Origin of the sequence: Anaerostipes sp. PC18, assembly GCF_039789045.1 — a bacterium.
In the GTDB taxonomy this organism is placed as follows: Bacteria; Bacillota; Clostridia; order Lachnospirales; family Lachnospiraceae; genus Anaerostipes; species Anaerostipes hominis.
The window spans coordinates 1,413,819-1,440,165 of the sequence record NZ_CP121164.1 but is presented as its reverse complement, the minus strand read 5'-3'; the positions used below and the strand labels follow the sequence as shown (position 1 = coordinate 1,440,165).

Annotated in this window: 27 protein-coding genes, 1 tRNA gene, 1 other RNA gene and 1 pseudogene; 8 read left to right on the top strand and 22 right to left on the bottom strand. The window is 45.0% G+C overall.

What is annotated here, in order from left to right; all coding sequences use genetic code 11:
• Positions 1 to 156 precede the first annotated feature (156 nt).
• Genes dnaK through P8F77_RS07775 form a run of 4 tightly spaced genes read right to left on the bottom strand, consistent with a single transcriptional unit; the run spans position 157 to position 3,782 of the window.
• Entirely contained in the window at positions 157 to 1,890 is a 1,734-nt protein-coding gene (gene dnaK / locus P8F77_RS07790) for a molecular chaperone DnaK (RefSeq protein ID WP_287517959.1), read from the bottom strand.
• Between the two features lie 25 nt (positions 1,891 to 1,915).
• Positions 1,916 to 2,533: a J domain-containing protein gene (locus tag P8F77_RS07785; protein ID WP_186992394.1), complete on the bottom strand. Its 618-nt coding sequence runs from the start codon at positions 2,531 to 2,533 to the stop codon at positions 1,916 to 1,918.
• A 1-nt stretch (position 2,534) separates the two neighbouring features.
• On the bottom strand, positions 2,535 to 3,371 hold the full coding sequence (locus tag P8F77_RS07780; protein WP_024727854.1) for a DUF5685 family protein: 837 nt from the start codon (positions 3,369 to 3,371) through the stop codon (positions 2,535 to 2,537).
• Positions 3,372 to 3,383: 12 nt separating this feature from the next.
• A complete protein-coding gene (locus tag P8F77_RS07775; RefSeq protein ID WP_024727855.1) occupies positions 3,384 to 3,782 on the bottom strand; it encodes a hypothetical protein in 399 nt (132 codons plus the stop codon).
• A gap of 170 nt (positions 3,783 to 3,952) precedes the next feature.
• Here P8F77_RS07775 and P8F77_RS07770 point away from each other — a divergent pair, with 170 nt between their 5' ends.
• The gene (locus tag P8F77_RS07770) at positions 3,953 to 4,243 is read left to right on the top strand and encodes a hypothetical protein (RefSeq protein WP_270431801.1); all 291 of its coding nucleotides are present in this window, start codon (positions 3,953 to 3,955) and stop codon (positions 4,241 to 4,243) included.
• Between the two features lie 49 nt (positions 4,244 to 4,292).
• On the opposite strand, the gene P8F77_RS07765 is transcribed toward P8F77_RS07770, so the two are convergent.
• The 6 genes from P8F77_RS07765 to P8F77_RS07740 all read right to left on the bottom strand — a co-directional run bounded on the left by P8F77_RS07765 (position 4,293) and on the right by P8F77_RS07740 (position 9,823).
• Positions 4,293 to 4,610, bottom strand: a complete 318-nt coding sequence (locus P8F77_RS07765; RefSeq protein ID WP_024727857.1) for a TfoX/Sxy family protein — start codon at positions 4,608 to 4,610, stop codon at positions 4,293 to 4,295.
• A gap of 11 nt (positions 4,611 to 4,621) precedes the next feature.
• On the bottom strand, positions 4,622 to 5,854 hold the full coding sequence (gene tyrS / locus P8F77_RS07760) for a tyrosine--tRNA ligase (RefSeq protein ID WP_148459791.1): 1,233 nt from the start codon (positions 5,852 to 5,854) through the stop codon (positions 4,622 to 4,624).
• A 62-nt stretch (positions 5,855 to 5,916) separates the two neighbouring features.
• Positions 5,917 to 7,365 carry an aminoacyl-histidine dipeptidase gene (locus P8F77_RS07755; RefSeq protein WP_287517953.1) on the bottom strand — a complete coding sequence of 483 codons (1,449 nt, stop codon included), beginning with the start codon at positions 7,363 to 7,365 and terminating at the stop codon, positions 5,917 to 5,919.
• Between the two features lie 2 nt (positions 7,366 to 7,367).
• Entirely contained in the window at positions 7,368 to 8,732 is a 1,365-nt protein-coding gene (locus P8F77_RS07750) for a PFL family protein (protein WP_024727860.1), read from the bottom strand.
• Between the two features lie 12 nt (positions 8,733 to 8,744).
• Positions 8,745 to 9,017, bottom strand: a complete 273-nt coding sequence (locus P8F77_RS07745) for an ACT domain-containing protein (RefSeq protein WP_006567296.1) — start codon at positions 9,015 to 9,017, stop codon at positions 8,745 to 8,747.
• Between the two features lie 26 nt (positions 9,018 to 9,043).
• Positions 9,044 to 9,823, bottom strand: coding sequence for an MBL fold metallo-hydrolase (locus P8F77_RS07740; RefSeq protein WP_287517943.1), 780 nt, complete (start codon positions 9,821 to 9,823; stop codon positions 9,044 to 9,046).
• 208 nt (positions 9,824 to 10,031) lie between these two features.
• Between P8F77_RS07740 and P8F77_RS07735 the strand changes: the two genes are divergently transcribed.
• The 3 genes from P8F77_RS07735 to P8F77_RS07725 all read left to right on the top strand — a co-directional run bounded on the left by P8F77_RS07735 (position 10,032) and on the right by P8F77_RS07725 (position 10,833).
• Positions 10,032 to 10,238, top strand: a complete 207-nt coding sequence (locus P8F77_RS07735; RefSeq protein ID WP_287517940.1) for a sigma factor — start codon at positions 10,032 to 10,034, stop codon at positions 10,236 to 10,238.
• Positions 10,239 to 10,394: 156 nt separating this feature from the next.
• Positions 10,395 to 10,553, top strand: a complete 159-nt coding sequence (locus P8F77_RS07730; RefSeq protein WP_235824554.1) for an RsiV family protein — start codon at positions 10,395 to 10,397, stop codon at positions 10,551 to 10,553.
• A 73-nt stretch (positions 10,554 to 10,626) separates the two neighbouring features.
• A complete protein-coding gene (locus P8F77_RS07725; protein ID WP_330625595.1) occupies positions 10,627 to 10,833 on the top strand; it encodes a hypothetical protein in 207 nt (68 codons plus the stop codon).
• A gap of 26 nt (positions 10,834 to 10,859) precedes the next feature.
• Here P8F77_RS07725 and coaE read toward each other — a convergent pair whose 3' ends face one another.
• From coaE to P8F77_RS07710, 3 genes are all read right to left on the bottom strand, one after another.
• On the bottom strand, positions 10,860 to 11,459 hold the full coding sequence (gene coaE / locus P8F77_RS07720; RefSeq protein WP_024727864.1) for a dephospho-CoA kinase: 600 nt from the start codon (positions 11,457 to 11,459) through the stop codon (positions 10,860 to 10,862).
• Complete coding sequence (polA, locus tag P8F77_RS07715) at positions 11,460 to 14,093, bottom strand: DNA polymerase I (protein ID WP_287517933.1); 2,634 nt, start codon at positions 14,091 to 14,093, stop codon at positions 11,460 to 11,462.
• Between the two features lie 181 nt (positions 14,094 to 14,274).
• The gene (locus P8F77_RS07710) at positions 14,275 to 14,877 is read right to left on the bottom strand and encodes a pyridoxal-phosphate dependent enzyme (RefSeq protein ID WP_270431811.1); all 603 of its coding nucleotides are present in this window, start codon (positions 14,875 to 14,877) and stop codon (positions 14,275 to 14,277) included.
• A 246-nt stretch (positions 14,878 to 15,123) separates the two neighbouring features.
• Between P8F77_RS07710 and P8F77_RS07705 the strand changes: the two genes are divergently transcribed.
• Together P8F77_RS07705 and P8F77_RS07700 are read left to right on the top strand one after the other, a co-directional pair.
• Positions 15,124 to 16,725 carry a transposase gene (locus P8F77_RS07705; protein WP_347256053.1) on the top strand — a complete coding sequence of 534 codons (1,602 nt, stop codon included), beginning with the start codon at positions 15,124 to 15,126 and terminating at the stop codon, positions 16,723 to 16,725.
• A 315-nt stretch (positions 16,726 to 17,040) separates the two neighbouring features.
• Positions 17,041 to 17,886: an MATE family efflux transporter gene (locus tag P8F77_RS07700; RefSeq protein WP_347256425.1), complete on the top strand. Its 846-nt coding sequence runs from the start codon at positions 17,041 to 17,043 to the stop codon at positions 17,884 to 17,886.
• 61 nt (positions 17,887 to 17,947) lie between these two features.
• Here the strand turns inward: P8F77_RS07700 and P8F77_RS07695 are convergent, their stop codons facing one another.
• The 6 genes from P8F77_RS07695 to P8F77_RS07670 all read right to left on the bottom strand — a co-directional run bounded on the left by P8F77_RS07695 (position 17,948) and on the right by P8F77_RS07670 (position 22,841).
• Positions 17,948 to 18,385: an RrF2 family transcriptional regulator gene (locus P8F77_RS07695; RefSeq protein ID WP_024727866.1), complete on the bottom strand. Its 438-nt coding sequence runs from the start codon at positions 18,383 to 18,385 to the stop codon at positions 17,948 to 17,950.
• Between the two features lie 333 nt (positions 18,386 to 18,718).
• Positions 18,719 to 18,802, bottom strand: a tRNA-Leu gene (locus P8F77_RS07690).
• A 79-nt stretch (positions 18,803 to 18,881) separates the two neighbouring features.
• Entirely contained in the window at positions 18,882 to 20,606 is a 1,725-nt protein-coding gene (gene ilvB / locus P8F77_RS07685) for a biosynthetic-type acetolactate synthase large subunit (RefSeq protein WP_024727867.1), read from the bottom strand.
• A 91-nt stretch (positions 20,607 to 20,697) separates the two neighbouring features.
• A complete protein-coding gene (locus P8F77_RS07680; RefSeq protein ID WP_287518215.1) occupies positions 20,698 to 21,276 on the bottom strand; it encodes a TetR/AcrR family transcriptional regulator in 579 nt (192 codons plus the stop codon).
• Positions 21,277 to 21,461: 185 nt separating this feature from the next.
• Positions 21,462 to 21,641: a (2Fe-2S)-binding protein gene (locus P8F77_RS07675; RefSeq protein WP_024727869.1), complete on the bottom strand. Its 180-nt coding sequence runs from the start codon at positions 21,639 to 21,641 to the stop codon at positions 21,462 to 21,464.
• A 60-nt stretch (positions 21,642 to 21,701) separates the two neighbouring features.
• Positions 21,702 to 22,841: an AI-2E family transporter gene (locus P8F77_RS07670; protein ID WP_024727870.1), complete on the bottom strand. Its 1,140-nt coding sequence runs from the start codon at positions 22,839 to 22,841 to the stop codon at positions 21,702 to 21,704.
• 156 nt (positions 22,842 to 22,997) lie between these two features.
• Between P8F77_RS07670 and P8F77_RS07665 the strand changes: the two genes are divergently transcribed.
• Together P8F77_RS07665 and P8F77_RS07660 are read left to right on the top strand one after the other, a co-directional pair.
• Positions 22,998 to 23,726 carry a LytTR family transcriptional regulator DNA-binding domain-containing protein gene (locus tag P8F77_RS07665; protein ID WP_024727871.1) on the top strand — a complete coding sequence of 243 codons (729 nt, stop codon included), beginning with the start codon at positions 22,998 to 23,000 and terminating at the stop codon, positions 23,724 to 23,726.
• A 19-nt stretch (positions 23,727 to 23,745) separates the two neighbouring features.
• Positions 23,746 to 24,489, top strand: coding sequence for a LytTR family DNA-binding domain-containing protein (locus tag P8F77_RS07660; RefSeq protein ID WP_024727872.1), 744 nt, complete (start codon positions 23,746 to 23,748; stop codon positions 24,487 to 24,489).
• A gap of 129 nt (positions 24,490 to 24,618) precedes the next feature.
• Here P8F77_RS07660 and P8F77_RS07655 read toward each other — a convergent pair.
• The 3 genes and pseudogenes from P8F77_RS07655 to P8F77_RS07645 form a co-directional block, all read right to left on the bottom strand.
• A pseudogene (locus tag P8F77_RS07655) lies at positions 24,619 to 24,858 on the bottom strand (group II intron reverse transcriptase/maturase); the annotation flags it as partial.
• Between the two features lie 648 nt (positions 24,859 to 25,506).
• A non-coding RNA gene (gene ssrS, locus P8F77_RS07650) (6S RNA) lies at positions 25,507 to 25,685 on the bottom strand.
• A 69-nt stretch (positions 25,686 to 25,754) separates the two neighbouring features.
• Positions 25,755 to 26,345: a DUF5662 family protein gene (locus tag P8F77_RS07645; protein ID WP_024727874.1), complete on the bottom strand. Its 591-nt coding sequence runs from the start codon at positions 26,343 to 26,345 to the stop codon at positions 25,755 to 25,757.
• Positions 26,346 to 26,347: the final 2 nt, after the last annotated feature.

Sequence of the window (26,347 nt, the reverse complement as noted above, 5' to 3'; positions counted from 1 at the left end):
AACTCAAACGAGTGCTAATATCTATAACATAAGTTATCACTTTTAAAAATCATTGTCAACCCCTCCTATTATATTTTTTCGTTAAAAAAATAGTAGGAACCTGTTTTTCTGAACATTGTTCCTACTATATCCAATCTTTATCATATTATTTTAATCTTACGGCAAAACCGAAAAAAGTTCTTCTTTCGCTGCATTCAGTTCACCGGCCTGTTCCCTCGTAATCTTTTCAAGCTTCACATGTTTGAGTGCTTTCTTTAAATTTGCTGCTGCATCTCTGATGGCTTTCTTCTTTTCTTTTTCGATCTCTTTCTTGTGCTCTGCAAGATACTGCTCCGCTCTGACAAGCGTCTCTTCCGCCTCATGGTAGGACTGAACCGCTTCTTTGTGTTCCTTATCGAACGCTGCATTTTCCTTTGCATTACGGATCGCCTGTTTGATTTCTTCCTCGGACATATTGGAACTTGAAGTGATTACAACGCTCTGTTCCTTTCCGGTCCCCAGGTCTTTTGCCGATACCTTTAAGATACCGTTGACATCAATATCGAAGGTCACTTCGATCTGAGGCACCCCTCTCACAGCCCGTTTGATCCCCTTGAGCCGGAAATTGCCGATGACCTTGTTTTCATTGGCCATCATACGTTCTCCCTGGAGAACCTTGATATCCACGGCTGTCTGGAAATTGGCGCCTGTAGTAAAAATCTGGCTGTGACGGGTAGGAATTGTCGAATTGCGCTCTATGATCCTGGTAGCCATGCCTCCCATCGTCTCGATGGATAAGGAAAGCGGTGTTACATCCATGAGCAGCACTTCATTGGTTCCGGCCTCTCCTGCAAGTTTCCCTCCCTGGATGGCAGCTCCCAGTGCGACACACTCGTCGGGATTTAAGGACTGGTCCGGACGCTTTCCGGTGATCTCTGCCACCTTCCGCTGTACCGCCGGGATCCTCGTAGACCCTCCGACCATCAGCACCCTGTCGATCTCTCCTGCAGACAGTCCCGCATCCTTCAGCGCGTTTCTCACCGGTTCTTCGGTTTTTGATACAAGGCTGTAAGTCAGCTCATCAAACTTTGTCCTCGTAAGCTGGATATCCATGTGGTGTGTCTCACCCCGTTCCACGACGATGAACGGCAGGTTGATATTTGTCTCAGACATGCTGGAAAGTTCGATCTTGGCTTTCTCTGCCGCTTCCCTGATCCGCTGCATTGCCTGGACATCTTTTTTTAAATCAATTCCATCTGTCTTTTTAAAAGTTTCAACCAGATACGCTGCCACTGCCTCGTCAAAATCATCACCTCCCAGGTGGTTGTTTCCTGAAGTTGCCAGCACCTCAATCACACCGTCTTCGATCTGAATGACAGATACATCGAAAGTACCGCCTCCCAGGTCATAGACTATGATTTTTTGCTCCGTTCCGTTGTCCAGCCCATAGGCCAGTGCTGCTGCAGTAGGTTCGTTTATGATACGCTTTACATCAAGACCTGCGATCCTTCCCGCATCCTTGGTGGCCTGTCTCTGGGCGTCATTAAAATATGCAGGCACGGTGATCACTGCCTCTGTCACTTCCGTTCCCAGATAGCTCTTGGCATCTTCCTTTAATTTCATCAGGATCTGGGCGGAAATCTCCTGTGGGAGATAATTCTTTCCGTCGACTTTTACCCTGTAATCCGTTCCCATATGCCGTTTAATGGATGACACTGTCCGCTCCGGGTTTGCCGCAGACTGCCTTTTGGCCGCATCTCCAATCAGTCTCTCCCCATTTTTGGTCATGGCCATGACCGACGGCGTTGTCCTTGAACCTTCCGCATTATGTATGACAACGGCTTTTCCGCCTTCCATCACGGCAATACAGCTGTTGGTCGTCCCTAAATCAATCCCTATGATCTTACCCATAAGTCCTCCTGTTTATGTTCCATTGTTAATAAGGCCTGCAGCAGCAGTTGATGAGCATATTCAGCATACAAAGCTGCATGCAGCAGCTGCTTCCCATACTGCTTCTTCCGTACCCGGACCCCATATTCTGATACCAGTTTCCGCTCTGCTGCATCTGCTGGAGGAGCATCCGGTATTCCATGTTGGAAGGGTCCATCTGTACGGCCGTCTGCGCATGCTCCAGCGCGGTTACATTGTTGCCGATGCCCATGTTTGCCACAGCACTGAAATAAAACCACTGTGCATTTCTCTCTGAGATACCTCCGAGCACCTGAAGCGCCTCCCGGTAATGTCCTGCCCGCAGGTAATTATAGGCGGCCGTCATTTCTGCCGAACCGGTTCCGGCATTGCCGTATCCCCCATAGGAGGACTGCTCTCCCTGATATGGATTTCCATATGGGTTTCCGCCGGATGCGCCGTACTTTCTAAAGTCCATAACCTTTTTGTAGGCCTCCTGGACTTCTTTAAACTTCCGCTCTGCATATTCCGGCTGGTTTAAGTTAGCATCCGGATGATATTTCTTGCTCAGCCTCCGGTATGCTTTTTTTATTTCCTCATCAGTCGCATCCTGGGATACGCCTAAGATTGTATATGCTTCATCCATCTCACTCTTCCTCACTGCCTTTTCTTTTGTTCTTTGCGATCTCAAATTTCGTCCATGCTCCAGAATAAATGATATTCCTGAGAATTTCAATATCCTTTAAGATCGGCAGGCGTTCAAACACAGCGGCACACTCCGTCATCATCATGGTCAGGACCGTCTCTGCTCTCTGATCAAACTCTTCGCTTTTCGCATAAAAACTCCATGGATTGTACCGTTCGTTCTTCAGATCATCGGATAAATCTTCGTAGGCATCCATCAGATAGATGAACTTTCCAAGAAAGAATCCCATCGTTCTCAGATCATCAGACCACTCATCCTCCCTGAAGACAAAAATCTCTCCGAGCATCTTTCCCGTGAGGCCTGCCACACGATCCAGCTGATCCGTGTTCTCCCCTTCACAGACAGAAAGCTTCTTTATATAATCTCTGACAGCCCGGCTCTGTCTCGGATATCTCCGGGCGATCTCCATACATGGTTTCCTGATGCCATCTGCCAGCAGAAGGCTTTTAAGCTTCTTATCGTCCTGCCAGTCATCCAGCAGATTATAATAAGTAAGAAGCATTCCCATATCCGCCGCATAGTCGCTCAGCTGATTGCACATAACCTTCTGCCTTTTCGTTGGGTGGAGTCCGCAGAAGTGCTTACCGGAGTGAAGCTTCGGCTCATAAAGCCCGTTTAATAAAATGGCAAGAAACGTCATGTCAAAGCTCAGCGTCAGCTGACCTTTTTTTCCGTAATGCTTGTAAAGCCGCCGGCACAGCCCGCAGTAATAAGCACGGTACCGCTCATAATCTTTGATCTTCATCTCAGGCTTATTGACAGTCAAATATCCAAACATGCAAGCCTCCTTTTACGATCTCGCCTGGAATTCTTTCCGGCATTTCGGACAGGTGATCACGATATTCCCCTTGCCCTTCGGTACCCTGATATCCTGACCGCAGCCCGGACACCGGAAAAACTTGTGCGTTTTGCGCTGTTCAAAATGAAGTTTCTTCCTCCTGAAAAAACCGGTAATCTTGCTGGTCCTCCTGAGAAATGCCGCATTTTCAGCCGATCTTTTGGCAATGTTCCTGGAAAAAATCCGGAAATAGGAATAAATCAGCAAAACAACCCCTAAATAATATAAAAGAAACGCTTTCTTTATAAATATAGGAAGAAACATCCCCGCCAAAGCCACGATCAGCAAAAATTTCGAAAGAGAATCTGTACCGTAACGCCCTCTTAAAAAACTCTGAATCTTATCTCTCATCAACTCACCTTTCTTTACGTTCAAATATAATCATGAAACACTGGAAAATGTCATAGGTAACATTATAGCATTTTCATTTGCCGGAAAACATAAAGAAACTATAAAATATCTGAACTTTTTGTGTCATAGAAAAATACATGCCTCATATAATGAAGAAAGGAGATGATGAGATGACAGATTTAACAAGGCTTCGCATGGAGCAGGAAAAACTGAAATTAAATCAAAAATACGCCTCCCATTCCGATCCGTTTCACACAGAACCGGAAGAGAGCGCCAGCTACTGGTCTTTTCTGAAGCTGCGCACGATTTTTTCTATCATTCTGCTGCTGTTTGTCCTCTCCCTTTCTAAAACAGCCGGTTCCAGAGATGCCCAGAAAATCAGGTCCGTCATTCAGCACATCGACCAGAGAGACCCTTATACCCAAAAAGCTCTCAATGAAATCCAAAAAAATTTCCATTAACCCTCAAACAGCCGCTTCCTCTTATTCGTTGGAAGCGGCTGTTTGCAGATTATTTTTTCTTTGGTTTTGGCTCCGGAAGTTCCTCAAATGAAGCCCGAAGAAAACGGTGAAGCAAATCCCGATCTTCCGGATCTTCGATGAGAAAATAAGGTTTTGCCCCGTCATAGGGCGGTTCTTTCGGACACTCAGGCAGAATCTCTTCCCCGGCTTTCGTGATCTTGACAAAAAATTGATTATCACAGATGACACCTATAAATTTCCCGTCCAGATAAATACCGTATTCTCCGAACATTTTTCTGTAAGAGACATCTCCGGCACCCTCTGCCTGACCGCATACATATTCTACAAATTCAACACTTGAAGCCATATCTTCACCTCTTAATTTCCTTCTTTAACCTGACAGAACTTTTTCTTTCCCTTTTTCAGGAGCAGACGTTCTTTGTCATCAAAATCTGCCGAAGTAAACACCTGTTTAAAGTCCGTCACTTTCTCCCCGTTGACGGATACGCCGCCCTGGATCACGGTCCTTCTGGCATCAGATCTTGTAGAGCAAAGTTTCGTATCTACCAGCAGAGTCAGTATATCGAGTCCTTCTTCAAGCCGTGCCTTGGAATACTCATGCACCGGCGCATCCTCACTGGCCGCACCCTGCACAAACAAGGCTTTTGCTCCGGCCTGTGCCTTCTTCGCCTCTTCCTCGCCGTGGACGATCTTCGTCACTTCATATGCCAGCACTTCTTTTGCTTTATTGATCTCGGCATCCTGAAGCGCTCCCAGCCTTCTCACCTCTTCCATCGGAAGGAAGGTTAAGAGTCCGAGACACTCTTCTACTTTCACATCTTCGATGTTTCTCCAGTACTGATAAAATTCATACGGAGAAGTCTTTTCAGGGTCCAGCCAGACGGCTCCCGCCATCGTTTTGCCCATCTTCACACCGTCGCTTCTGGTAAGCAGGGTAAGCGTCAGCCCAAACGCATTTTTCTGCTCCTTGCGGCGGATCAGATCCGCGCCCGCAAGAATATTGCTCCACTGGTCATTTCCACCCATTTCCAGGGTACATCCATATCTGCGGTTCAGCTCCAGGAAATCATATGCCTGCATGAGCATATAGTTGAATTCAAAAAATGTAAGTCCTTTCTCCATACGCTGTTTATAGCACTCGGCAGTCAGCATTTTGTTGACAGAAAAATGTACTCCGATCTCTCTTAAAAAATCTACATAGTTTAAGTCCAAAAGCCAGTCTGCATTATTTTCAAGGATTGCCTTGTCGTTGTCAAACGAGATAAACCGGGACAGCTGCTCCTTAAATCGCATGGCATTGTGTTCAATGGTTTCTTTTGTCATGATATTTCGCATGTCGGACTTGCCGGAAGGGTCACCGATCATAGTCGTGCCGCCCCCTAAAAGGGCAATCGGTCTGTGCCCTGCTCTCTGCATATGCATCATGGCCATGACCGTAAGGAAATGCCCTGCGGTAAGGCTGTCTGCGGTAGCGTCAAACCCGATATAGAACGTTACCTTTTCCTTTCCAAGCAGATCGCGCAGCTCCTCGTGGGTCGTCTGAGCGATAAAGCCTCTTTCCTGCAAAATATCGTATACATTTTCACTCATTGGTCTACTCCTTTATCTAAATTGTTCATTTTCAATTTCAGCCGTGTAATGAATTCTGACTTTTACGGAAACTCTTCGATGATCTTTAACAGCAGTTCCCATGTCCTTTTAACGGAAGGCACAGAAAGCCTCTCACCAGTCGTATGAATATCAAATATATCCGGCCCGAAAGACACGATGTCCAGCCCCTTGATCTTGGATGCAAAAATGCCGCACTCCAGTCCTGCATGGATCATCTCTACTTTCATTTCCTTTCCGTACATCTGCCGGTAAGCCTTCAAAAATACGTCTCTTAATACCGAGTCCTTCTTATATTCCCATGCCGGATAATCGTTGACCCGCTCATAACTGCCGTTAAGCTTCCGTGCCAGAGACTCAAGGCGGCCTGACAGCTCCTCTTTATAAAAAGGCACCGAACTGCGCACGCCGAAAGAAAAAGATATTTCATCTCCGTCCATCTTAAGAATCCCCAGGTTTAAAGAGCTTTCCACCAGACCTTCGATGTCTTGACTCATTGTGTGTATGCCGTTTGGTGTATGGGTAAGAAAATAAAACACTGCGTCCTGAGTATCCCTGGTAAGACAGTCCCTCTTTTGGGGATCAGAGAATTCAAGTCTCACCTCCATGCCGTCATCGGTATCACGAAACTGCTCTTTAAAGCTTTTAATCAGTCTTTTTGCCGCCTCTTCCAGTGCCTCTCGGTCTTCACAGATCAATTCCACATAACACTCGTTGGGAATAGCATTATCTTTCTGTTCCGAAGCCCCGTAGATTCGGTTTATATGAAGCCCTTTCACGCCGCAGAGCAGCCGTCCCATCAGGATATGGGCATTCCCCCGGTTTTTATCGATCTCGGTTCCCGAGTGTCCTCCCAGGAGGCCGGTTATGGAAACCGTGCACATTCTGCCCGTTATCTGCTCATATTTAAGAGGAAGGGAGACCTTGACTGTCGTTCCCCCTGCACATCCCGCAAGCAGAATTCCTTCTTCCTCCGAATCGATATTCAGAAGATACCTGCCTTCAAGAACCGAGGTGTCAAGGGCCGTGGCTCCCTCCATGCCCACCTCTTCTTCTGTAGTGAACACCACTTCCAGAGGTGGATGTTTCATTGAATCATCGTCCAGGAGCGCCAGGCAGTAAGCCACCGCAATACCGTCATCTCCTCCCAGCGTCGTTCCTTTTGCAGAGACAAAATCTCCGTCGGTCTGAAGTTCAAGCGCGTCTTTTGCAAAATCCACCGGACTGTCAGGGTCCTTCTGGCACACCATATCCAGATGCCCCTGAAGGATCAGGGCCGGCTTATGGGCACAAGAAGGAGAGGCCTCCTTTTTGATGATCACATTATAGTGGTCGTCCTGTATCACAAAAAGGCCTCTCTTTTTGGCAAAGTCCACGCAGAAATCACTCACGGCCTTACAGTTGTAAGAGCCATGAGGAATCGTTGTCAGAATCTCAAAATATTCAAATACTTTTTTTGGTTCTAAATGATCTAATACCCCAAAAGTCTTCACCTCTAATTTTTAAAACTGTGGATTGGCGCAGGAATTCTTCCGCCGCGGTTAATAAAATCATCACATGAAAATTCATTGACTGGCATGACCGGAGCGTATCCCAAAAGACCTCCGAATTCCACCTGGTCTCCCACATCTTTTCCGATGGCCGGGATAATCCGGACTGCGGTAGTCTTCTGGTTGATCATTCCGAGAGCCATCTCATCGGCGATGAGTCCCGCGATTGTCGCCGCCTTTGTCTTTCCTGGGATTGCGATCATGTCAAGACCCACGGAGCAGACACAGGTCATAGCCTCTAATTTTTCCAGAGTCAGGGCGCCTGCGTTGACCGCATCGATCATCCTCTGGTCCTCGCTGACCGGAATAAATGCTCCGCTTAAACCTCCCACGTAAGAAGATGCCATGACGCCGCCCTTCTTTACCTGGTCATTCAGCATGGCAAGAGCCGCCGTGGTTCCCGGTGCACCTGTGTACTCAAGGCCGATCTCCTCTAAGATCTCTCCAACGCTGTCGCCCACTGCCGGGGTCGGCGCGAGGGAAAGGTCGATGATGCCGAACGGGATTCCAAGGCGTTTGGATGCTTCCTTGGCAACCAGCTGTCCCACACGTGTGATCTTAAACGCAGTCTTCTTGATGGTCTCACAGAGAACTTCAAAATTCTCCCCGTGTACCAGTTCGATGGCACGTTTCACAACACCGGGTCCGCTGACTCCCACATTGATGACAGAATCTGTCTCGGTCACGCCGTGGAAGGCGCCTGCCATAAAGGGATTGTCATCCGGAGCGTTGCAGAATACGACAAACTTTCCGCATCCTAAACAGTCATTGTCTTTTGTCAGTTCGGCAGTCTCTTTGATCATCTCCCCGATGAGCTTTACGGCGTCCATGTTGATGCCTGTCTTTGTACTTCCAACATTGACAGAAGAGCAGACAAAATCCGTTTCCGCCATGGCTTTCGGTATGGAACGGATCAGCAGTTCATCCGCTTTCGTCATGCCTTTGCTCACCAGTGCGGAATATCCTCCGAGGAAATTGACTCCCACCTGCTTTGCCGCCTTGTCAAGCACCTTTGCAAGCTCTACGAAATCATCCGAAGTTTTACAGACATTCCCCGCCACCAGTGCGATCGGAGTGATGGAAATCCTTTTGTTTACGATTGGAATTCCAAACTCCTTTTCAATATCCTTCCCGGTTTTCACAAGATCTTTCGCCACCGTGGTAATTTTCGCATAAATATTTTCTTTTACTTCAGAGAGCGTGGAACCGACACAGTCCAGCAGGCTGATCCCGATGGTGATGGTTCTGACGTCCAGATTCATCTCTGAGATCATCTTATTTGTTTCGATTACTTCATTAATATTTATCATTTCAGACCCCCGTTAAATCCTGTGCATTACATTAAAAATCTTTTCGTTCTGTGCCTGAATGACAACGCCTAACTCTTCTCCGATCTGTTTGAGTTCTTCTGAGAATATTGTGATATCTTTTGTCGCCTCGGAAGAATCCACAACCATCATCATGTTGAAAAATCCCCCTGTGATGGTCTGGGAGATATCCAGAATATTCACATGATTGTTGGCCAGATAGGTGCAGACCTTTGCGATAATTCCAACATTGTCTTTCCCTACCACTGTAATTACTGTCTTATCCATTTTAAATCCTCCTAAAAATATGTATCTTAACTGACTTTTGTGATGGATGAAATGCTGTCTCTCTTTGCCACCTCCATCAGGAAATCCGGCTTTGTAAGCGCCACCTTTACGGTCTCATAGGCCAGCTCTGCAAAGTTGTTCTCCTTGCTTAAATGTCCCAGATAAACCTTCTTTGTCTTCTCCGTCACAGTATCTTCTATAAGCTGGGCACACCGCTCATTGGACAGATGTCCGTGATCCCCCAGTATACGCCTTTTCAGATAATACGGATAACTTCCCACCTGGAGCATATTCACATCGTGGTTTGCCTCTACAAACAGGATATGGGAATCTCTGATCTTTTCCACCAGATATTCATCGTAGTCTCCAAGGTCCGTGGCAATGCTTGCCTTGAACCCTTCTGAATAGAAGGAATAGCATACCGGGTCTGCCGCATCGTGCCAGACATGTGATGCCTCCACTGTTATATCGTCAAGCTGAAACGGGTGATCCGCCTCGATCGGATGAAACAAGTCCTTGTCTACCTTTCCGATGTACCTGCTGTCCAAAACCGCATCGATGGTCTTTGCCGTGGCGAAGACCGGAAGTCCATATCTTCTCAGCATCACTCCCAGCCCTTTGATGTGGTCGGAGTGCTCGTGGGTGATCAGTATCCCGGAAAGCTCAGACGCCCTGGTATCCAGTTCGTCCAGAGACTTTTCAATCCTCTTGGCACTGATGCCGCAGTCTACCAGAAGCTTGGTTTCCTTTGAACCTACGAATATAGAGTTGCCTTCACTGCTGCTTGCAATACTTGTTAATTCCATTCTTCTACCTCAATTCATCTTCGTCCGCATAAACACGTGCGGCGAATCTATCTGCCATTATATCATAAGGTAATAAAAAATGTATAGCATTTTCAAGTCAACATCCTGCAAAAATTTTTTATCACTCTTTGCGTTATAATGGATTTGAAACTATTTTTCTCCCTGCCGCGTCTAACTTTTGTAGCTACAAAACAAGGAGGTTTCATTCATGACAAAGATGCGGGAGATGGAAGATCTGACAGCCGGTATCATTCTCGATGAATATGAAAGCCTGTACCGTATGGCTTATACTTATGTCCATAATGAAAGTGATGCCATGGATATCGTTCAGGAAAGCGCATATAAAGCTATCACCAAATGTCAGACGGTAAAGCCCCGGTATCTGAAAACCTGGATTTATCACAACAGATTATGAAGTTCTTCTGAACAATGATTCCTTCCTTTCCATCCGGATCCGAACCGAGACTTCAGAAGCAAGCTCTCATTCCTACAGCCGCATTTATAACATCAATAAAAAGGCAGGTAAGATCATGAAACTTGGCAGCCTGTTTCGAAAAAAACTGATGTCCCGGTGGACGAATTCAAAAAAATTTCTGCCTCACAGAATTTTTACCTGACGTCATCCGGAGATCTGGTGATCGTATTTGACAAATATGAGGTTGCTCCGGGATATATGGGTGCCCCTGAATTTACAATTTCAAAGAAGCTGCTTTCTTCCATCTTACGATAAATAACAAAAAACCTGACACAGTGCTGTCAGGTTTTTTCTATTATAATAGAAATATCCGGAAAGAAGTTTTATTATGGATGAATTAAAAATAATCGCTGTAGACGAAAACAATATCGGCCAGGAACATATCTGCTGTGCTATCACTGACAAGAAAGGTGAAACCTGTGTATCTTCCAAAAAGGCCTGGATGCAGGAACGTTTTCCGGACAGGCTGGTGTTCAGAAAGCTTAATGTGCGCGGAAAAGTATTTATCGAATATATCCCTGCCGAGAACGCATGATTTGAAAAATTCATACAGCAGAACTTTTAAATTTCTGCTCCCAATATCTCTGCGATCTGCCGTTTTGTCTCATTAAGGCTTCCGGAATTGTCAATGATATGCGTCGCTGCCTTGCGGAAGCTCTCCTCTCCCGGCTGGCTCTTTATCATGGAGGCCGTTTTCTCATCTGAGTAGCCCCTTCCCTTTTTCAGTCTCTGAAACCTCAGATCTTCTCTGGCAAACACATACCAGAGCTGATCAAATCTCTGTTCAAATTCTGCCCCTGTGAGCAGGGCTGCCTCGTAGACGATCAGCCGGATATCCGGATCACTCTCCATGCTGTCCATCCGGTGCAGGATCTCTCTCTCCACATTTGGATGGGTAAGGCTGTTCAGAACTCCGAGTTTTTCTTTGTCCTTGAACACGATGGCACCCAAAGCGGCACGGTCGATCGTTCCCTCGTCAGTTAAAATACTATTTCCGAATTCCTTCACAACAGCCTCATAACTTTCCGCCCCCGGCTCCATGAGTTCATGTGCCACCCGGTCCGCCTCGATGAGACCGGCCCCGTATTCTTTCCTTAAAATATTCAATACCTCACTCTTTCCGGACCCTACACCTCCGGTGATTCCAATGACTTTCTTCATTTATTTTGCCTCATACCAGCTGTTTCCAGTGTGAATGTCAATGCTCAGCGGCACAGAAAGCTTTGCAGCGCTCATCATTTCTCTGGTGAGTATTTCTTTAACTTCTTCCACTTCGCTGTCATGGGCTTCGATGAGCAGTTCATCGTGGATCTGCAGGATCAGCCTGGATTTTAATTTTCTTTTCTTCAGTTCCATATTGACCCGGATCATTGCGATCTTTATAATATCAGCCGCAGATCCCTGGATCGGCGAGTTCATGGCAACCCTTTCTCCGAAGTTTCTCTGCATAAAGTTGCTGGACTTTAACTCCGGTATAGGTCGGATTCTCTGAAACATTGTGGTCACAAAACCTTCTTTTTTTCCTTTTTCCACTTCCCTGTTCAGGTATTCTTTAACCTTTGGGTAAGTCTCAAAATATTTGTCGATATATTCCTGCGCCTGCTTCCTCGTGATCTTTAAATCCTGACTCAGGCCAAAAGCGCTGAGTCCATAGACAATCCCGAAGTTTACCGCCTTGGCATCCCGCCTCTGAATGCTGCTCACCTGGCCGATCGGCACGCCGAACACTTCGGAAGCAGTCCTGGCATGGATATCCTGTTCCAGCTCATAGGCGTGGTTCAGATTTTTATCTCCGGAAAGATGGGCCAGCACCCTCAATTCGATCTGGGAATAATCTGCGTCCACGAACGTATATCCTTCCTCCGGCAGAAACACCTTCCGGATGGCCCGTCCAAGTTCTACTCTGGCAGGAATATTCTGCAGGTTGGGCTCCGTGCTGCTGATCCTTCCGGTGGCTGTGATCGTCTGGTTGAATTTTCCGTGGATTCTTTCGTCATCGCTGATATAGTTGGCCAGTCCGTCCGCATACGTAGATTTCAGCTTCGTCAGCTGTCTGTATTCAAGAATGTAGGAAATAATCGGATATAAGTGCTCGATCTTTTCCAGCACATCCACACTGGTGGAATAGCCTGTCTTTGTCTTCTTTCCGCCCTCCAGCTTCATATGCTCAAACAGGACGACACCCAGCTGTTTCGGAGAATTGATATTGAATTCCTCCCCGGCCTCTTTATAGATCAGTTCCCTAAGCTCCTCAATGCGCCCGATCAGCTGATCTCCATATTCCTTTAATGCTTTCCGGTCCACGTGGATGCCCCTGACTTCCATGTCGTGGAGGGCCACCATAGTCGGGATCTCTATCTCCTCATACAGGGAAAGCATCCCGGTTTCTGTAAGTTTTTTTCTTAAAGGCTCGATGCACGCGCATGCCACATAGGCCTCATAGCCGATGATCTGCTCTCCTTCCGGCAGCAGTTTCCCCTCTTCAAAAATACTTTTCTTCTTGTCCAGCAGTTCTTTTTTGGAAGGCAGCATAATACCCAGATAGTCTCTGGAAATATCATCGTATTCATAGGTGCTCTTTAACGGATTTAAGAGATAAGCCGCCAGAGCCGCGTCAAAGATGCTCTTGTCATCTTCGCTCAAAGACAATTCATCCAGGAATTCCTTTACATTCATCATGCTGACTCTTGGAACAGTGCGGTAAAGCTCTCCGGCCTGTCCTATCAGATAATCTCTGGTCAGAAAGCCCTCTGTCTGAAACAGGAATGTATCCGTCCCTTCTATACACAGCCCAAGGGAAGTATATTCCTGTTCATGATAGACTGCCAGCCCTGCCGCCTTACATTTTTTCGCTTTAGAAAAAATCTGATCGGCCTCATCCAGCTCAGAAACCTTTTTGAGGTTCACGGAAAATTCTTCCCCGTGTTCTCCGTCAAACCGCTTTAAGACTGACTTAAATTCCAGCTGTTTTAAAAGCTGATAAGCCTCTCCTGTAAAAATATCATTTAACTTGGCATCGTCAAAAGAAAGTTCGATCGGGCAGTCCAGCTTAATGGCAGCCAGTTCTTTGCTGAGCACTCCCTGGTCATAAAATTCCTCCAGCTTATTTTTAGCCCGCTTCGGCATCACTTCCTCAATGTGCTCATAGGCATTTTCTATACTCTTAAACTCCTTGATGATCTTAGCCGCAGTCTTTTCTCCGATTCCAGGAATTCCGGGAATATTGTCGGATGCATCTCCCATCAGGGCCTTCATGTCGATGAATTCTTTCGGCGTCACTCCGTAAGTTTCCATGACGTCCTCGGCAAAGTAGTCTTCTACTACATTTCCCCCGCCCTTAGTCTTTGGAATGCGGATCTGCACATTTTCTGTGGCCAGCTGCAGAAGATCCCTGTCTCCGGAAATGATCCGCACCTGATAGCCCTCTTGTTCCCCGATCACAGACATCGTCCCGAGAAGGTCATCCGCCTCATAGCCTTCTTCCATCATCAGCGGTATATCCATGGCTTTTAAAACTTCTTTAATCACGGGTACCTGTTCTCTTAATTCTTCGGGCATAGGTTTTCTGGTGCCTTTATACTCCTTGAACATTTCATGGCGGAAGGTAGGCGCACTCAGGTCGAAAGCCACCGCAAAATGGGTCGGCTTCTCCTCATCCAAAAATTTAAACATGATATTTAAAAATCCAAGGATCGCATTGGTATGCAGACCCTTACTGTTGGTCATATCCGGAAGCGCATAAAAAGCCCGGTTTAAGATGCTGTGGCCGTCGATCAGCATTAATTTTTTTTCCATAATGGACATTCTCCTTTTTTAAACAATTATCATCATTGTAACACAAAGAAAATAGTCTAGTCCACTTCATGTTAGCTTCTTTTCTCCTTCTATATTATTTCCCCGCTTCCGCCGCGCATACTCATAGAAAAAACCTGATATGTACTTATAAAAGCACATATCAGGCCCATCCGTAAGTTTATTATGAAAACATCGGTGTTGAAAGGTATCTGTCTCCTGTGTCCGGAAGCAGGGCAACAATCTTCTTACCCTTATTCTCCGGACGTTTTGCAAGCTGAATGGCAGCCCAGAGGGCGGCCCCTGAAGAAATCCCCACTAAAATCCCTTCTTTTCTGGCGATGGCTCTTCCAAGCTCGAAGGCATCCGCATCATCAACAGCAATGATCTCGTCATAGATCTTTGTGTTCAGTACATCCGGAACAAAGCCTGCCCCGATTCCCTGAATCTTATGAGGACCGCTCTGCCCTTTTGAAAGTACAGGAGAACTGCTCGGCTCCACTGCCACGATCTTAATATCCGGATTTTTTTCTTTCAGATATTCTCCGATTCCTGTATTTCCGGATGTGGGCTCAATGATGACGGACCCTTCTTTCAGCTTTCCTGCCGCCTCAGCGTCTTCGATCATCTGTGCCGCCACACGGTCTTTGACGCTTCCTGCCGGATTAAAATATTCCAGTTTCCCAATGATCTCTGCATCTGCTCCGCATTCCTTTTCCAGACGGTTCAAACGGACCAACGGGGTGTTTCCAATTAACTCTGTCACATTCTGATAGATTCCTGCCATATAAGATTTCACCTGTCTCCCCTGTCTTGAAAAAGATTCATTTATTTGGTATATTCTATATTGTTACCGAGTGAGCACCTACCGTATGCAAGGCTGATTCTTGCATACGTTTTTTATTTCATAGGATTAGGGTGTCAAAAGGTCATTGACCTTTGATATAAATTTGTACCTTGAAAATTTAACACGATATATCAATCCATCCGAACATTTGGTAAAATATAAATATCAAATATCGAGGTGATTCGCATGTGTTTTGTATCAAATAATAGTCAACAAATGTCGTTGACTGACAGCACATTTAACCTGACAGAAAGAGAACGTAGGTTTCTTGAAAAATCATGGGCAAAGACTTTTTCGGATAGGATTTTTCCTGCCATAAACGAAGATATATTTTCTGTATTGTATAGTAGTAAAGCTTCTCGTCCAAATACTCCCGTAAATGTCATCGTTGGTGCATTGATTCTCAAAGAAGCACTTGGTGATAGTGATGATGAACTTGTTCAGGCTCTAATGTTTGATATACGGTATCAGCATGCTCTTCATACTACTAGTTTTGAAGAACAGCCCTTGAGCGACAGAACTCTGAGTAGATTTCGTGCAAGATGCCTTGCTTATGAAACAGAAACCGGTATTGACCTGATTCATATATGTGTTACCTCTTTATCAAAAGAAATATCTGAATTTATGGGGCTTACCCCTTCTATGCAGAGAATGGACAGTATGATGATCGCGGCAAATATCCGGAATCTTTCACTATTAGAGCTTTTCTATACTTGTACTGCAAATTTAGCAAAAGTTATGGTTAGCAGAGGGGTTACTCTTCCAGAAAAGCAAAAACATTATGTGGAAAAGGATGATTACAATGCGTTTATCTATCACCAGCGTAAGCTAGATGCTAACGAAAGAACAATTGTTGTAATGCATGATGCCGAAAAACTTCTGGAACTCTGCGAAGGAGATTTTGATGATACCAGCGAATATCAGCTGTTGATACGTTTACTCAAAGAACAAACCATCTTCAATGACGATGGGACCCGCAGGTTGCGTGAAAAAAAGGAAAAAGAGGATCCATCAAAAGTGTTGTTAAATCCATCTGATCCGGAAGCCACTTTCCGAAAAAAAGCAGGAGGTAAACATTTAGGATACGTAGCAAATCTCACAGAAACCGTAGGGGAAAACAAAAGCCTGATCACCGATTATGCGTACGAACAAAACATATACGGAGACAGCCAATTCATGAAGGATCATTTAGCCAAGGAACCGATATATAAACAGGAAGTATTACTGATTGCCGATGGTGCTTACGGCAGTGAGGTTAATGTTGCCGAAGCTGCTAAACATAGAATCCGACTTATCACTACGAATTTTACCGGGAGAAAACCGGCTGATATTTTTGCAGAGTTTATTTTTAGCGAAGATGGGCATGAACTGTTGGAGTGTATCAATCATAAAAAGCCATATCAGTTCCGCTATGATGAGCACAATGACCGTTGTGATGCGTTGTTTAAAAAATGTGACTGTGCAGACTGTCCATACCTGGCAGAATGCAAACCACGTTTACGCCAAAACAATGCGTTAAAAGAACTGTCTTGGAAAGCAGTCAATCGAGCAAAACAACTTCGTTTTATGAAAACAGAAGAATTCAAGCAGTATGCACATTTCCGAAATGGAGTAGAATCATTACCTTCACTGCTTCGCAGAAAATATCATGCCGACAAAATCCCAACACATGGCAAAAAACAGACTCGTCTGCATTTCGGATTCAAAGTCGCAGCTTTGAATTTTCAAAAGCTATTGGATTATGAAAATAGCTTGGTTTATTGTGCCTCTGAAAAAGAGATAGCATAATTAATACTCAAAACATCAAGCTCACCTTCTGTTGATTGTTCTAAATTTAATATTCTCAAACCAATTCGTGTTAAATTTTCAAGGTACAAACAAAATCAGATATTTATTAATGTGTCTTTTGACACCCTAATCCTATGAAATAAAAACGCTCCGCGAGTTGTGCACAGATGCGTAAGGAAATTATTTGCCTGCGGCAAATTGCATCAGGCACGCAAAGTTGTCAAGCCCCTCAAAGAGTGAGGGGTTGGGGCGTTGAAGTGGGCTTGCCCACTTTGTTCTTCTATGGAGAAATGAACAGAAAAAACTGCAATTACATTGATCAAATTCTGCATACCACTTATTTTAAGCGGTATCCTTCAGCAGCTCTACAACTGGGCGGATGCATTTATTGTCGGAAATGTGGCCGGAGAAAATGCTCTGGCCGCCATCGGCTCTACAACTACAATCATTAACCTGTTCCTCACTGCCATAACAGGGTTTACTCTCGGCCTTTCCATTTTATTTGCCCAGAAATTCGGCGCCGGAAAAAAGGATCAAATCTCAAAAACTCTATCCGTATTCACTGTTGTTCTGGGCTGTGCTTTTTTGCTTGTCCCGGCAGCGGGCATTCCGGGCGCCTATCCATTGCTTCGCACGATGAATACGACACCGGAAACCATTCATATGGCAAAAAATTATCTTCAGATTATATTGATCGGCATACCGTTTCTTGCCGTATATAACGTCTACACTTCAGCACTCCGCGGCATTGGAAACAGGCGCGCTTCTTTTGGTTCTGTCCTCTGTTCGTCTGTCGTGAATGTTGTACTGGGAACCGGGGGATATTTAATTTCCATGTTTGGAATAAGTCCGGAATCGGCGGAGATCGGAAAAAATTTCTTCCAAAGAATTGCGGCGTTTTATGTGGTTTACGGCATCGCCATGTCCATCCGGGGTTATACAGAAGGAATCGGAGACGTTCTCTTCTCCAGTATATCGGGGATTGCCGCACTGGTCTCCCGTATTATATTTTCATATGCTTTTGCGGAACTTTGTGGAAACATGATCATCGCCTATGCGGAAGCAGGCTCATGGGGAGTCTTATTTTTCCTGTACCTTATACGCATCCTCTGGAGACAGAAAACGGGCATTCCGCCTCAAAAGGCTTTTTCAAAAAGTTAAATTCTGCAATAACGTCAAATTGAAAGGCTTCCCGAAATTCCGGGAAGCCTGCTGAATCTATCTATATTACAAAATCATTTCCGCCTTTTGAAGCGGCACGGTCCAAAATATCCTGTATCGTCACACTGCCCAGATAATCCCTCACAACTTTATCCAGTCCTTCCCATACAAAAATTGTCGGACAATCATAATAACGTTCGCACTGATTGGTCTCATCGTCCAGACACGCAACCGGGGCAATGCTGCCTTCTGTAATCTCCAGTACATCTCCGATCGTATATTCCGAAGGTTTTTTAGAAAGCTGATATCCTCCTCTCGGACCTCTCAGGCTTTTTAAATATCCGCATATACTCAGCTGTCTTACGATCTGCTCCAGATATTTTATGGAAATACCCTGTCTCTTTGACACATCCTTCAGTGAAATCCATTCTCCCGTATTGTGCTGTGCCAGATCATATAATAAGCGGACCGCATATCTCCCTTTGGTTGAAATCTTCACGGGTTCCCTCCTCATTCCTACTTTTTCACTATGTTATATCACTATTGTAAAGAATCCGGCTCTTTCTGTCAAACCCCTTTAACAGGAATATAAAAAACAAACTATTTAAGCAAGGAACAAAGTGGGCAAGCCCACTTCAACGCCCCAACCCCTCCCTCACTCTTTGAGGGGCTTGACAACTTTGCGTGCCAGATGCAATTTGCCGCAGGCAAATAATTTCCTTACGCATCTGTGCACAACCCGCGGAGCGTTTTTATTTCATAGGGAAGGTCGTGAACTTTCCTATGAAATAAAAAAACAGCTGAATTTATTGGTTTCAGCTGTTCTTTACTATGCCGGCAATGGGACTCGAACCCATACGCCCGTAAGGACAACAGATTTTGAGTCTGTCTCGTCTGCCAATTCCGACACGCCGGCTTGTCTTGACGACCTTGAATATAATATCATCTCTGTCATGGAATGTCAACAAGAAAACCCAAGTTTTTCATCTCTCCCCTTATTCTCCGCCGATCATATTTTCCAGTGAATTTCCCGGAGGTACAATTGGAAGTACATTCTGTTCTCTGCCTATTATAAACTCAATAACCGTAGGGACATTCTTGCTCTCTTTGGCTTTCAGGAGAGCGCTCCGAATGTCTTTCACTTCCCGGACACGAATCCCTTCTGCCCCGTAACTCTGTGCCAAATGGACAAAATCAGGGATATAACCGGATAGACAGTGTGCAGACGCACTTTTGCATTCTTTCATACAGCTTTCTCTGCGGCAGGTACATGTGGCAGAATAACGCCTGTCATAAAACATCTCCTGCCACTGCCGGACATTGCCCAGATAACCGTTGTTGAAGATGCAGATGATAATGGGGAGTTCATAGAGCGCTGCCGTGGCAAGTTCCTGAATATTCATCTGAAATCCGCCGTCTCCGCAGATGGCTATAACATCTTTTCGGGGTACTCCTAATTTAGCACCTATGGCAGCAGGGAAACCATAGCCCATTGTTCCCATACCTCCGGAGGTGAGCATTTTTCTCTTCTCCGACAGTTTCAAAAACTGTGACGCCCACATCTGATTTTGTCCCACATCCGTTGTGATCACGGCACTGTCAAACAGATCATTGATGTATTCTATCACATTCTGTGCGCTCATTTCTCCAGATGTGCTTTTCTTTAAAGTGACCGGATGCCGCTGTTTCCACAGTTTCAGACGGCTGACCCACTCCCCGGCCGCAGACGGCTTTGCTCTTTCAAGAAGAATTCTGATCAGTTTCCCTGCATCTGCGGCAACCGATATATCTGCCGGTACATTTCGCGAGATCACATCCGGCTCGATGTCTGCATGGATAATAACTGCCTTGTCTGCAAAGCTGTCCGTTTTTCCTGTTATGCGGTCGTTAAACCGGGTGCCGATGGCAAACAGAACATCACACTCACTGGTGGCCATATTTGCAGCGAAACTTCCGTGAATACCCAGATTCCCCATATACAGCGGATGATCTGAGGGAAGGACCCCTTTCCCCATAATGGTCGTGACAACCGGTATCCCGGTCTTTTCTGCCAGACTGGCCATTTCTTTTTCCGCCCCTGCAATATGTACACCTCCTCCCAGCAAAAAAAGAGGTTTTCGGGCTGCCCTTAAAGCTTCCAGACAGCGGTCTATTACTTCCTGTGGCACAGGCACTTCAGGTTTATCGTCTGTGCACAGCGGATAAAAGTCAGAACCCATTTCCTGCTGAATGTCTTTCGGCAGATCAACGACTGCCGCTCCGGGCCTTCCTGACCGGACTGCCTGAAAGGCACTGCGGATCGCTTTCCCCAGTTCACTGCGGTCACGTACAGTCACTACATATTTACATATACTCTTCATGATCTTAATCGTATTTACTTCCTGAAAAGATTCTCTCCCGATCAGCCCTGAAGAAACCTGTCCCGTAAAACAAACAAGTGGAACACTGTCTATATTTGCAGTGGCAATGCCGGTCACAAGATTGGTCGTCCCAGGTCCGCTGGTCACAATACAGACTCCTGTTTTTCCCGAAGCCCTGGCATATCCGTCTGCCGCATGCACTAGTCCCTGTTCATGGCGCGGCGTAATGACTCTGATCTCCTTCTCATCATAAAGCTCGTTAAATAAATCAATTACCTGACCTCCCGGATACGCAAACAAAGTATCTGTTTTTTCCGCCTTTAACGCTTTCACAACCAGCTGTGCTCCTGTAATCTCCATGTAATATTCCTCCATTCACTTCATAAAGCAAGTAAACACTTGCATATTGGTTATATTTATACGGCACCGTCAAAAGACAATGCCGCCTTCTTCACTCTGCCGTAATTCCATACAGGAATGCGGCAACTGTTTTTTTAATAAAGTCTTCTCTCCCAACCTCCGTAAGCTTTTCTTCAAACGACGCATTTAAAAACGTATAACCAAAAGCGCTGGAAAAAAGCGTCATAGCCAAAATCTCAAAATCCGACCTGGGAATCTTACCTCTCTGCGCCATCTGTTCAAAGTAAGAAATCAGCGATGAGAGGAACGCCTGAGGGATTTTCATAATAAACGGCGCTGTTTCCTCATAAATCTGCGGAGCCCGCAGACCGATGGAGAGTCTCACAAAGTCAGGGGTAATCCTCTTCATATACTCTCTCATATACATTTCCAGATCATACTGCAGCTCCCACCGGACATCCTGAAATACATCCGGCGTAAAATCCGCCCGCCACTTTTCCTGCTCGATACCGCTCATAACGATACTTTTCTTATTCTGAAACTTCCGAAACAGGGTGCATTCATTCACCCCTGCGGAATTTGCGATATCTTTTGTAGTCGTTGCCACGTAGCCTTTATCCCTTACCAGAGACATAGTCGCATCTATAATTTTTTGACCGGTCTCGTCCATATGTATCATCCCTCTCTGTAATGCAAGTATTTACTTTCATTTTAGAATCTCCCATAAAAAAAGTCAAGGCCGGAGAAGTGATATCTCATCAATTCTCCGGCCTTTTGTTATTTCATAGGAAAGTTCTACGACCTTCCCTATGAAATAAAAACGCTCCGCGGGTTGTACACAGATGCGTAAGGAAATTATTTGGATTTTAACTCTGTAAGTAATTCTTCAATATTGTCAAGACAAGCCCCGCAGATGCTTCCTGCGCCGGTTGCGTCTTTGACTGCATCCACTGTTGTGGCACCTTCTTCATAGGCATCCATAATTTCTCCCACGGTCACATCGACACATGGACAGATAATATCGTCACGGTCCATTCCTTCCACCTCCATAAATAATATAGGAGTATTATGGACCTAAATTCCGCGGAATATACACTATTTATTCTGAACTTTCTCAAGCAGCCCTTTTTTCCTCAGTCTTTCGTTGGCTGCATCCCTTAAAAGCGCATAAATAACGGAACAGGCCGGGATACTGATAAACATTCCGGCTACTCCGGCCAGATTGCCGCCGACGGTCACTGCAACTAAGACCCAGATGGCAGGAAGACCCACTGAATTTCCCACAACATGAGGATAAATAAGATTCCCTTCAATCTGCTGTACTACGACAAACATGATAACAAAAATAACCATCTTAAACGGGCTTACCATAAAAATCAGAACCGCCCCCAGAGTGCTTCCGATGAATCCTCCCAAAATAGGGATCAGCGAAGTCACGCCGATAAACATGGCGATCAGCATGGCATAAGGCAGACCGAGTATATTCATGCAGATAAAAATGATCGTGCCCAGGATTACGGCTTCCGTACACTGGCCGGACAAAAAACTTGAAAATGCCAGATTACACATGTTTCCAATGTATATGATACGGTCCGCATATGCTTCTTTCAGATAAGAGTATAGAAGTTTCTTCGTCTGAAGTACCAGCTTCTCCTTTTTCAGCAGTGCATTAACTGCAAAAACAATGCCAAGCAAAAATGTCACTACGGTCTGTACTGCCGAACTGATGACAGATACTGTGGAGCCCAGAATATTGCTGGCGCCGGACTGGAAAAATCCCATCAGTTCTGTACTGATTTTATTCCAATCTAAGTCGATCTTCATCAGATTCTGTTTGGTGAACAGAGGATTGTTGGATACATTCTGTAAAAATTCTTTGATCTCGTTCACAAATCCCGGAATGCTGGATGCCAGGCTGTAAAGTGTATTGGCAAGTTCCGGAAGAATGAGAAAACTGATCAGCGCCAGAACACTGATAATACATACGACAGCCAGGATCAGGCTCAGTGCCCGCTTTCCTTTTTTCACTTTTGAAAACAGCTTTGTTTCAAAAAATCTCATTGGCACATTGATAATAAATGCCATACATCCTCCGATAATAAACGGGAAAATCACTGAGACTAAATAGGAGAATGCCTTCAATATGTAGCTTATATTGCTGACACCCAAATAGAGAAGTACTCCAAACGCCACAAGTCCAAAGAATCCCTGTGTGTTTTTATTATAAAATTTCATATGATACTGCTCCTTTTAAAAGATATTAAATAATTATACCGAAAATAAAAACAGATATCCAGACATATTTAAAAAGATTCGGTTTCTTGTTGTGCTTCTAACTTTTTCCATGGTAAAATAGAGAAGTACAAAATGCGAAATGGAGAGTATATGCCAATGAACATTTACACTTTTAACAATAATCGGAACTCCTCCGAAGATCATATAAAAACATTGAAAGACATTGCTTCAGAGCACCACTTTAACATCCATATATTTAAATACACCAATAAAGACGAATTATTATTTGATCTGTCATCTCATCCGGAACGGGCAGATATTATTTTCCTGAGAATATCAAAAAGCAAAGACGATGAGATTGTCGGTCTTGAAGCGGCAAAAAGTCTCCGCAAGCTTTGCTGTCATGCCCTGCTTATTTTTATCTCTGCCAATAAACAGCTTGCTGCAAATACTTTCCCTACGTTTCCTTTTTACTTTTTCTATCTCAAATATCTGACTCTGGAACAATTCAAACCTGTATATTTAAAAGCTCTTTCACTGGCCGAAAGGAGGCGGAACAACCTGTTCCAGTGCGGCAGCGGCGCGCATGAACATTACATACCTCTGGGTGATATTTACTACTTTGAAATCTTTCAGAGGATTACAACTGTATACCACAGCAACACCAGCTTTTCGTTTTATATGTCCATGTCCAGGCTGGAAAAAGAATTAACACCGAAAGGATTTCTGCGCATTCACAGATCCTTTCTCATCAACATGCGCCATATTGACCAGATTACTGACCGCACGGTACGGCTGACGAATGGATTTACTCTGCCCATAGGAACCACCTATTTAAGTCAGGTACGAAAAATGTTGTCACAGCTTAAAATCTACACCCTATAAGAATTAAGAAGGTGATATTATGTTTTCAATCTGCTTTTGTGATGATACTCCCGCAACACTGCATAAGTACATAGAACTTTTTGAGTTGATCGCCGAGAGACATCAGATCCCTGTCAGTATTCGGGCATTTTCTTCGGGTGAGGAGTTTCTTGTTTACTTAGAGAACCCAAACCACTTTTTTGATCTTTATTTTGTTGAAGCCGGACTGAAAGACATAAGCGGGATTGACACGGTTCTCCGTATCCACGAGTATGATCCGTGGGGACTCGTGATCTTTCTCGGAGTCCGCGCGGAATGTGCCAGTGACTGCTTTGCCGCTTACCCTTTCAATTACATCATCAAGTCAAAGCTGAACTTTATCAGGGGCGAATCTGTCTTTCTCAATGCTTACTCGGTTTTCAAGCAAAAAAAGAAGCCGTATATCGTCTGTAAAAACCGGACCACGTTCCAGTGCATTCAGCTTTCCGATATTTCTCATTTTGAGACTCTCGGACGCCTCGTGGTTGTACATTTTAAAGACCGGAGTTTTGAATTCTATTCCAAACTCAATATCATAGAACAGTCTGTTAAAAACAAAGGTTTTATCCGTGTCCACCGTTCTTACATCGTAAACCTCTCCTATATTTTAGATGCGGATAAGGAAAATATCTTCCTGACAGGCCACGAAACTCCCGTCCCCATCGGCCAGATTTATCTTGACCATGTTCGCAGGGAGACTTATCCGTTTTTTTCCATCAATTCTTCCAGTCTGTCTGTCAAATAAAACAAGGACTTTTGCACCCTTATCTTAACAATGTACAAAAGTCCTGTTTATATGATGACGCCCTGTTTTAAGTCTTATGATCATCAATATTGCCGCCTGCGCGGATCACGATATGTCAGGACTCTCTGCATTGAGCTTCTTCACCTTATAGGAATTGCTTACTCCCCAACTACGGCAAGTCAGTTTCTTCATGCTCGCCTTGAACTTTGCTATCGATTTTGCGTGTGGTTTTGCCTTGAATTGATGTGCCCTGCTGTCAAAGCAGAACCCAAAGCCGAGGTATTTAAGCCCTAGTTTCTCTTCAATAAACTTTGTGAGATTTCTCATTACTCGCTTTGCCGACATTTCACTTCCTACCATAACAATACAGTAAGTAGACCCAGGGAACCTCCCCCTAAGTCCCTCTCAGAACTGTACGTGAACCTCTCAGCTCATACAGCTCCCATTATCCGGCCGATGGCAGTATTCCAAACTTCCAGTGCGCAAACAGATTCCCGTCTCGCTTGAATTGACCACCCTTTCCCCGATTGGTTACGGCAGATGTTGTCTCTTCTGCAATCCAGACTCTACTAAAACTGATTGACTGTTCACCCCTTCGCTCCATTTCCGTTACAGAAACTTCTTCACTACTATGGGCTCTGCTGACTTCTCACAGTTCGTTGTTATTAGGCTAATGAAACCTCTGTGAGACCTCCATGCTTAAGGTGCATGCTCTTTCCCTCCATATATCCGCCGCATTTACTTTACTCCTACAAATGTGATAGTTATTAGACTTTGTTGCTTTGAGCCAACTTATCTCTCAGAGTCCAGCCTTATATGCGATTTCTGTCCGTCGAACCGGAGGTTTGCTTTCAGCTTCCTTCAGATTCCATCTCACGATGGACACCCTTGCTGTTCGGCTATACATTTCCCACTACCCGGGCATGTTCGGGACTTTCACCCGTTAGAGTGCGCCCATGGCGCGCAAACTCAAAAGAGACTGCCGGCTCAGCCTGCAGTCTCTTTAACTTATCTTTTGTTATGCCCAAGATGCCGTTCCCCGCAATTTTGACTCCTAGCCACAGCTAGGTGGGTTTCCTCATCCTGCCTTCTACCTTCCACCGTGTTGTGGCTTGATATCCAGCCGGATATTCGGAATCCCGTTCAAATAGTTGTAGGTTCAAAATAGCAGGCGTTATCGAACACCCCAGGCCGTTTATTCCGTTTCTTTACAAGTTATTATACATGAAGTATGTGAGAGTTTCAAGAAGTACATACATGAAATTCTAGCCAATCGGCACCGGGCCTGTTTTCTCAAAAGGAGAAATGCGGTCATAGCCGCTGATGTCCTCTTTCAAGTCTCTTTTCAAATAGCGAAATGTCTCCTTCTCTCCTTTTTCAGCATACATTGTCAACAGCATCATCAGATAATCTTTGGAAGCCTCATGCATGATCAATGCCCCGATTCCGTTATTAAAATACTCCAGAGGACTCTCTTTCGTAAAATCATTCTTTTTGTAGATTTTCCCGGCGCTGATTCTGTCCACTAACATTTCCGCCATATATTTTTTCGGAATTTTCATTCCTACCAGGCCCTTAGCGTCAGGATTCAGGCTGTAATCGATCCAATACTCAAAATGATGCCTGTTCCTCCCTTTATGGTGCAGCCATGCCCTGGATATCCCATATTTTCTTCTTTCGATGTTGTTAGGGCTTTGATTTCCCTGGTAGTATTTCGCCCCCGGAATAAATTCCGTCGGAGAATACTTTGACATATCGTGCATGATACCCTGGTAGTAAAGTCCCACCTTAAAACAGCCTTTGGCCACAAGGATTTTATGTTTTGTAATTGTCTTAAAGTGTCCTAAAATATGCATAA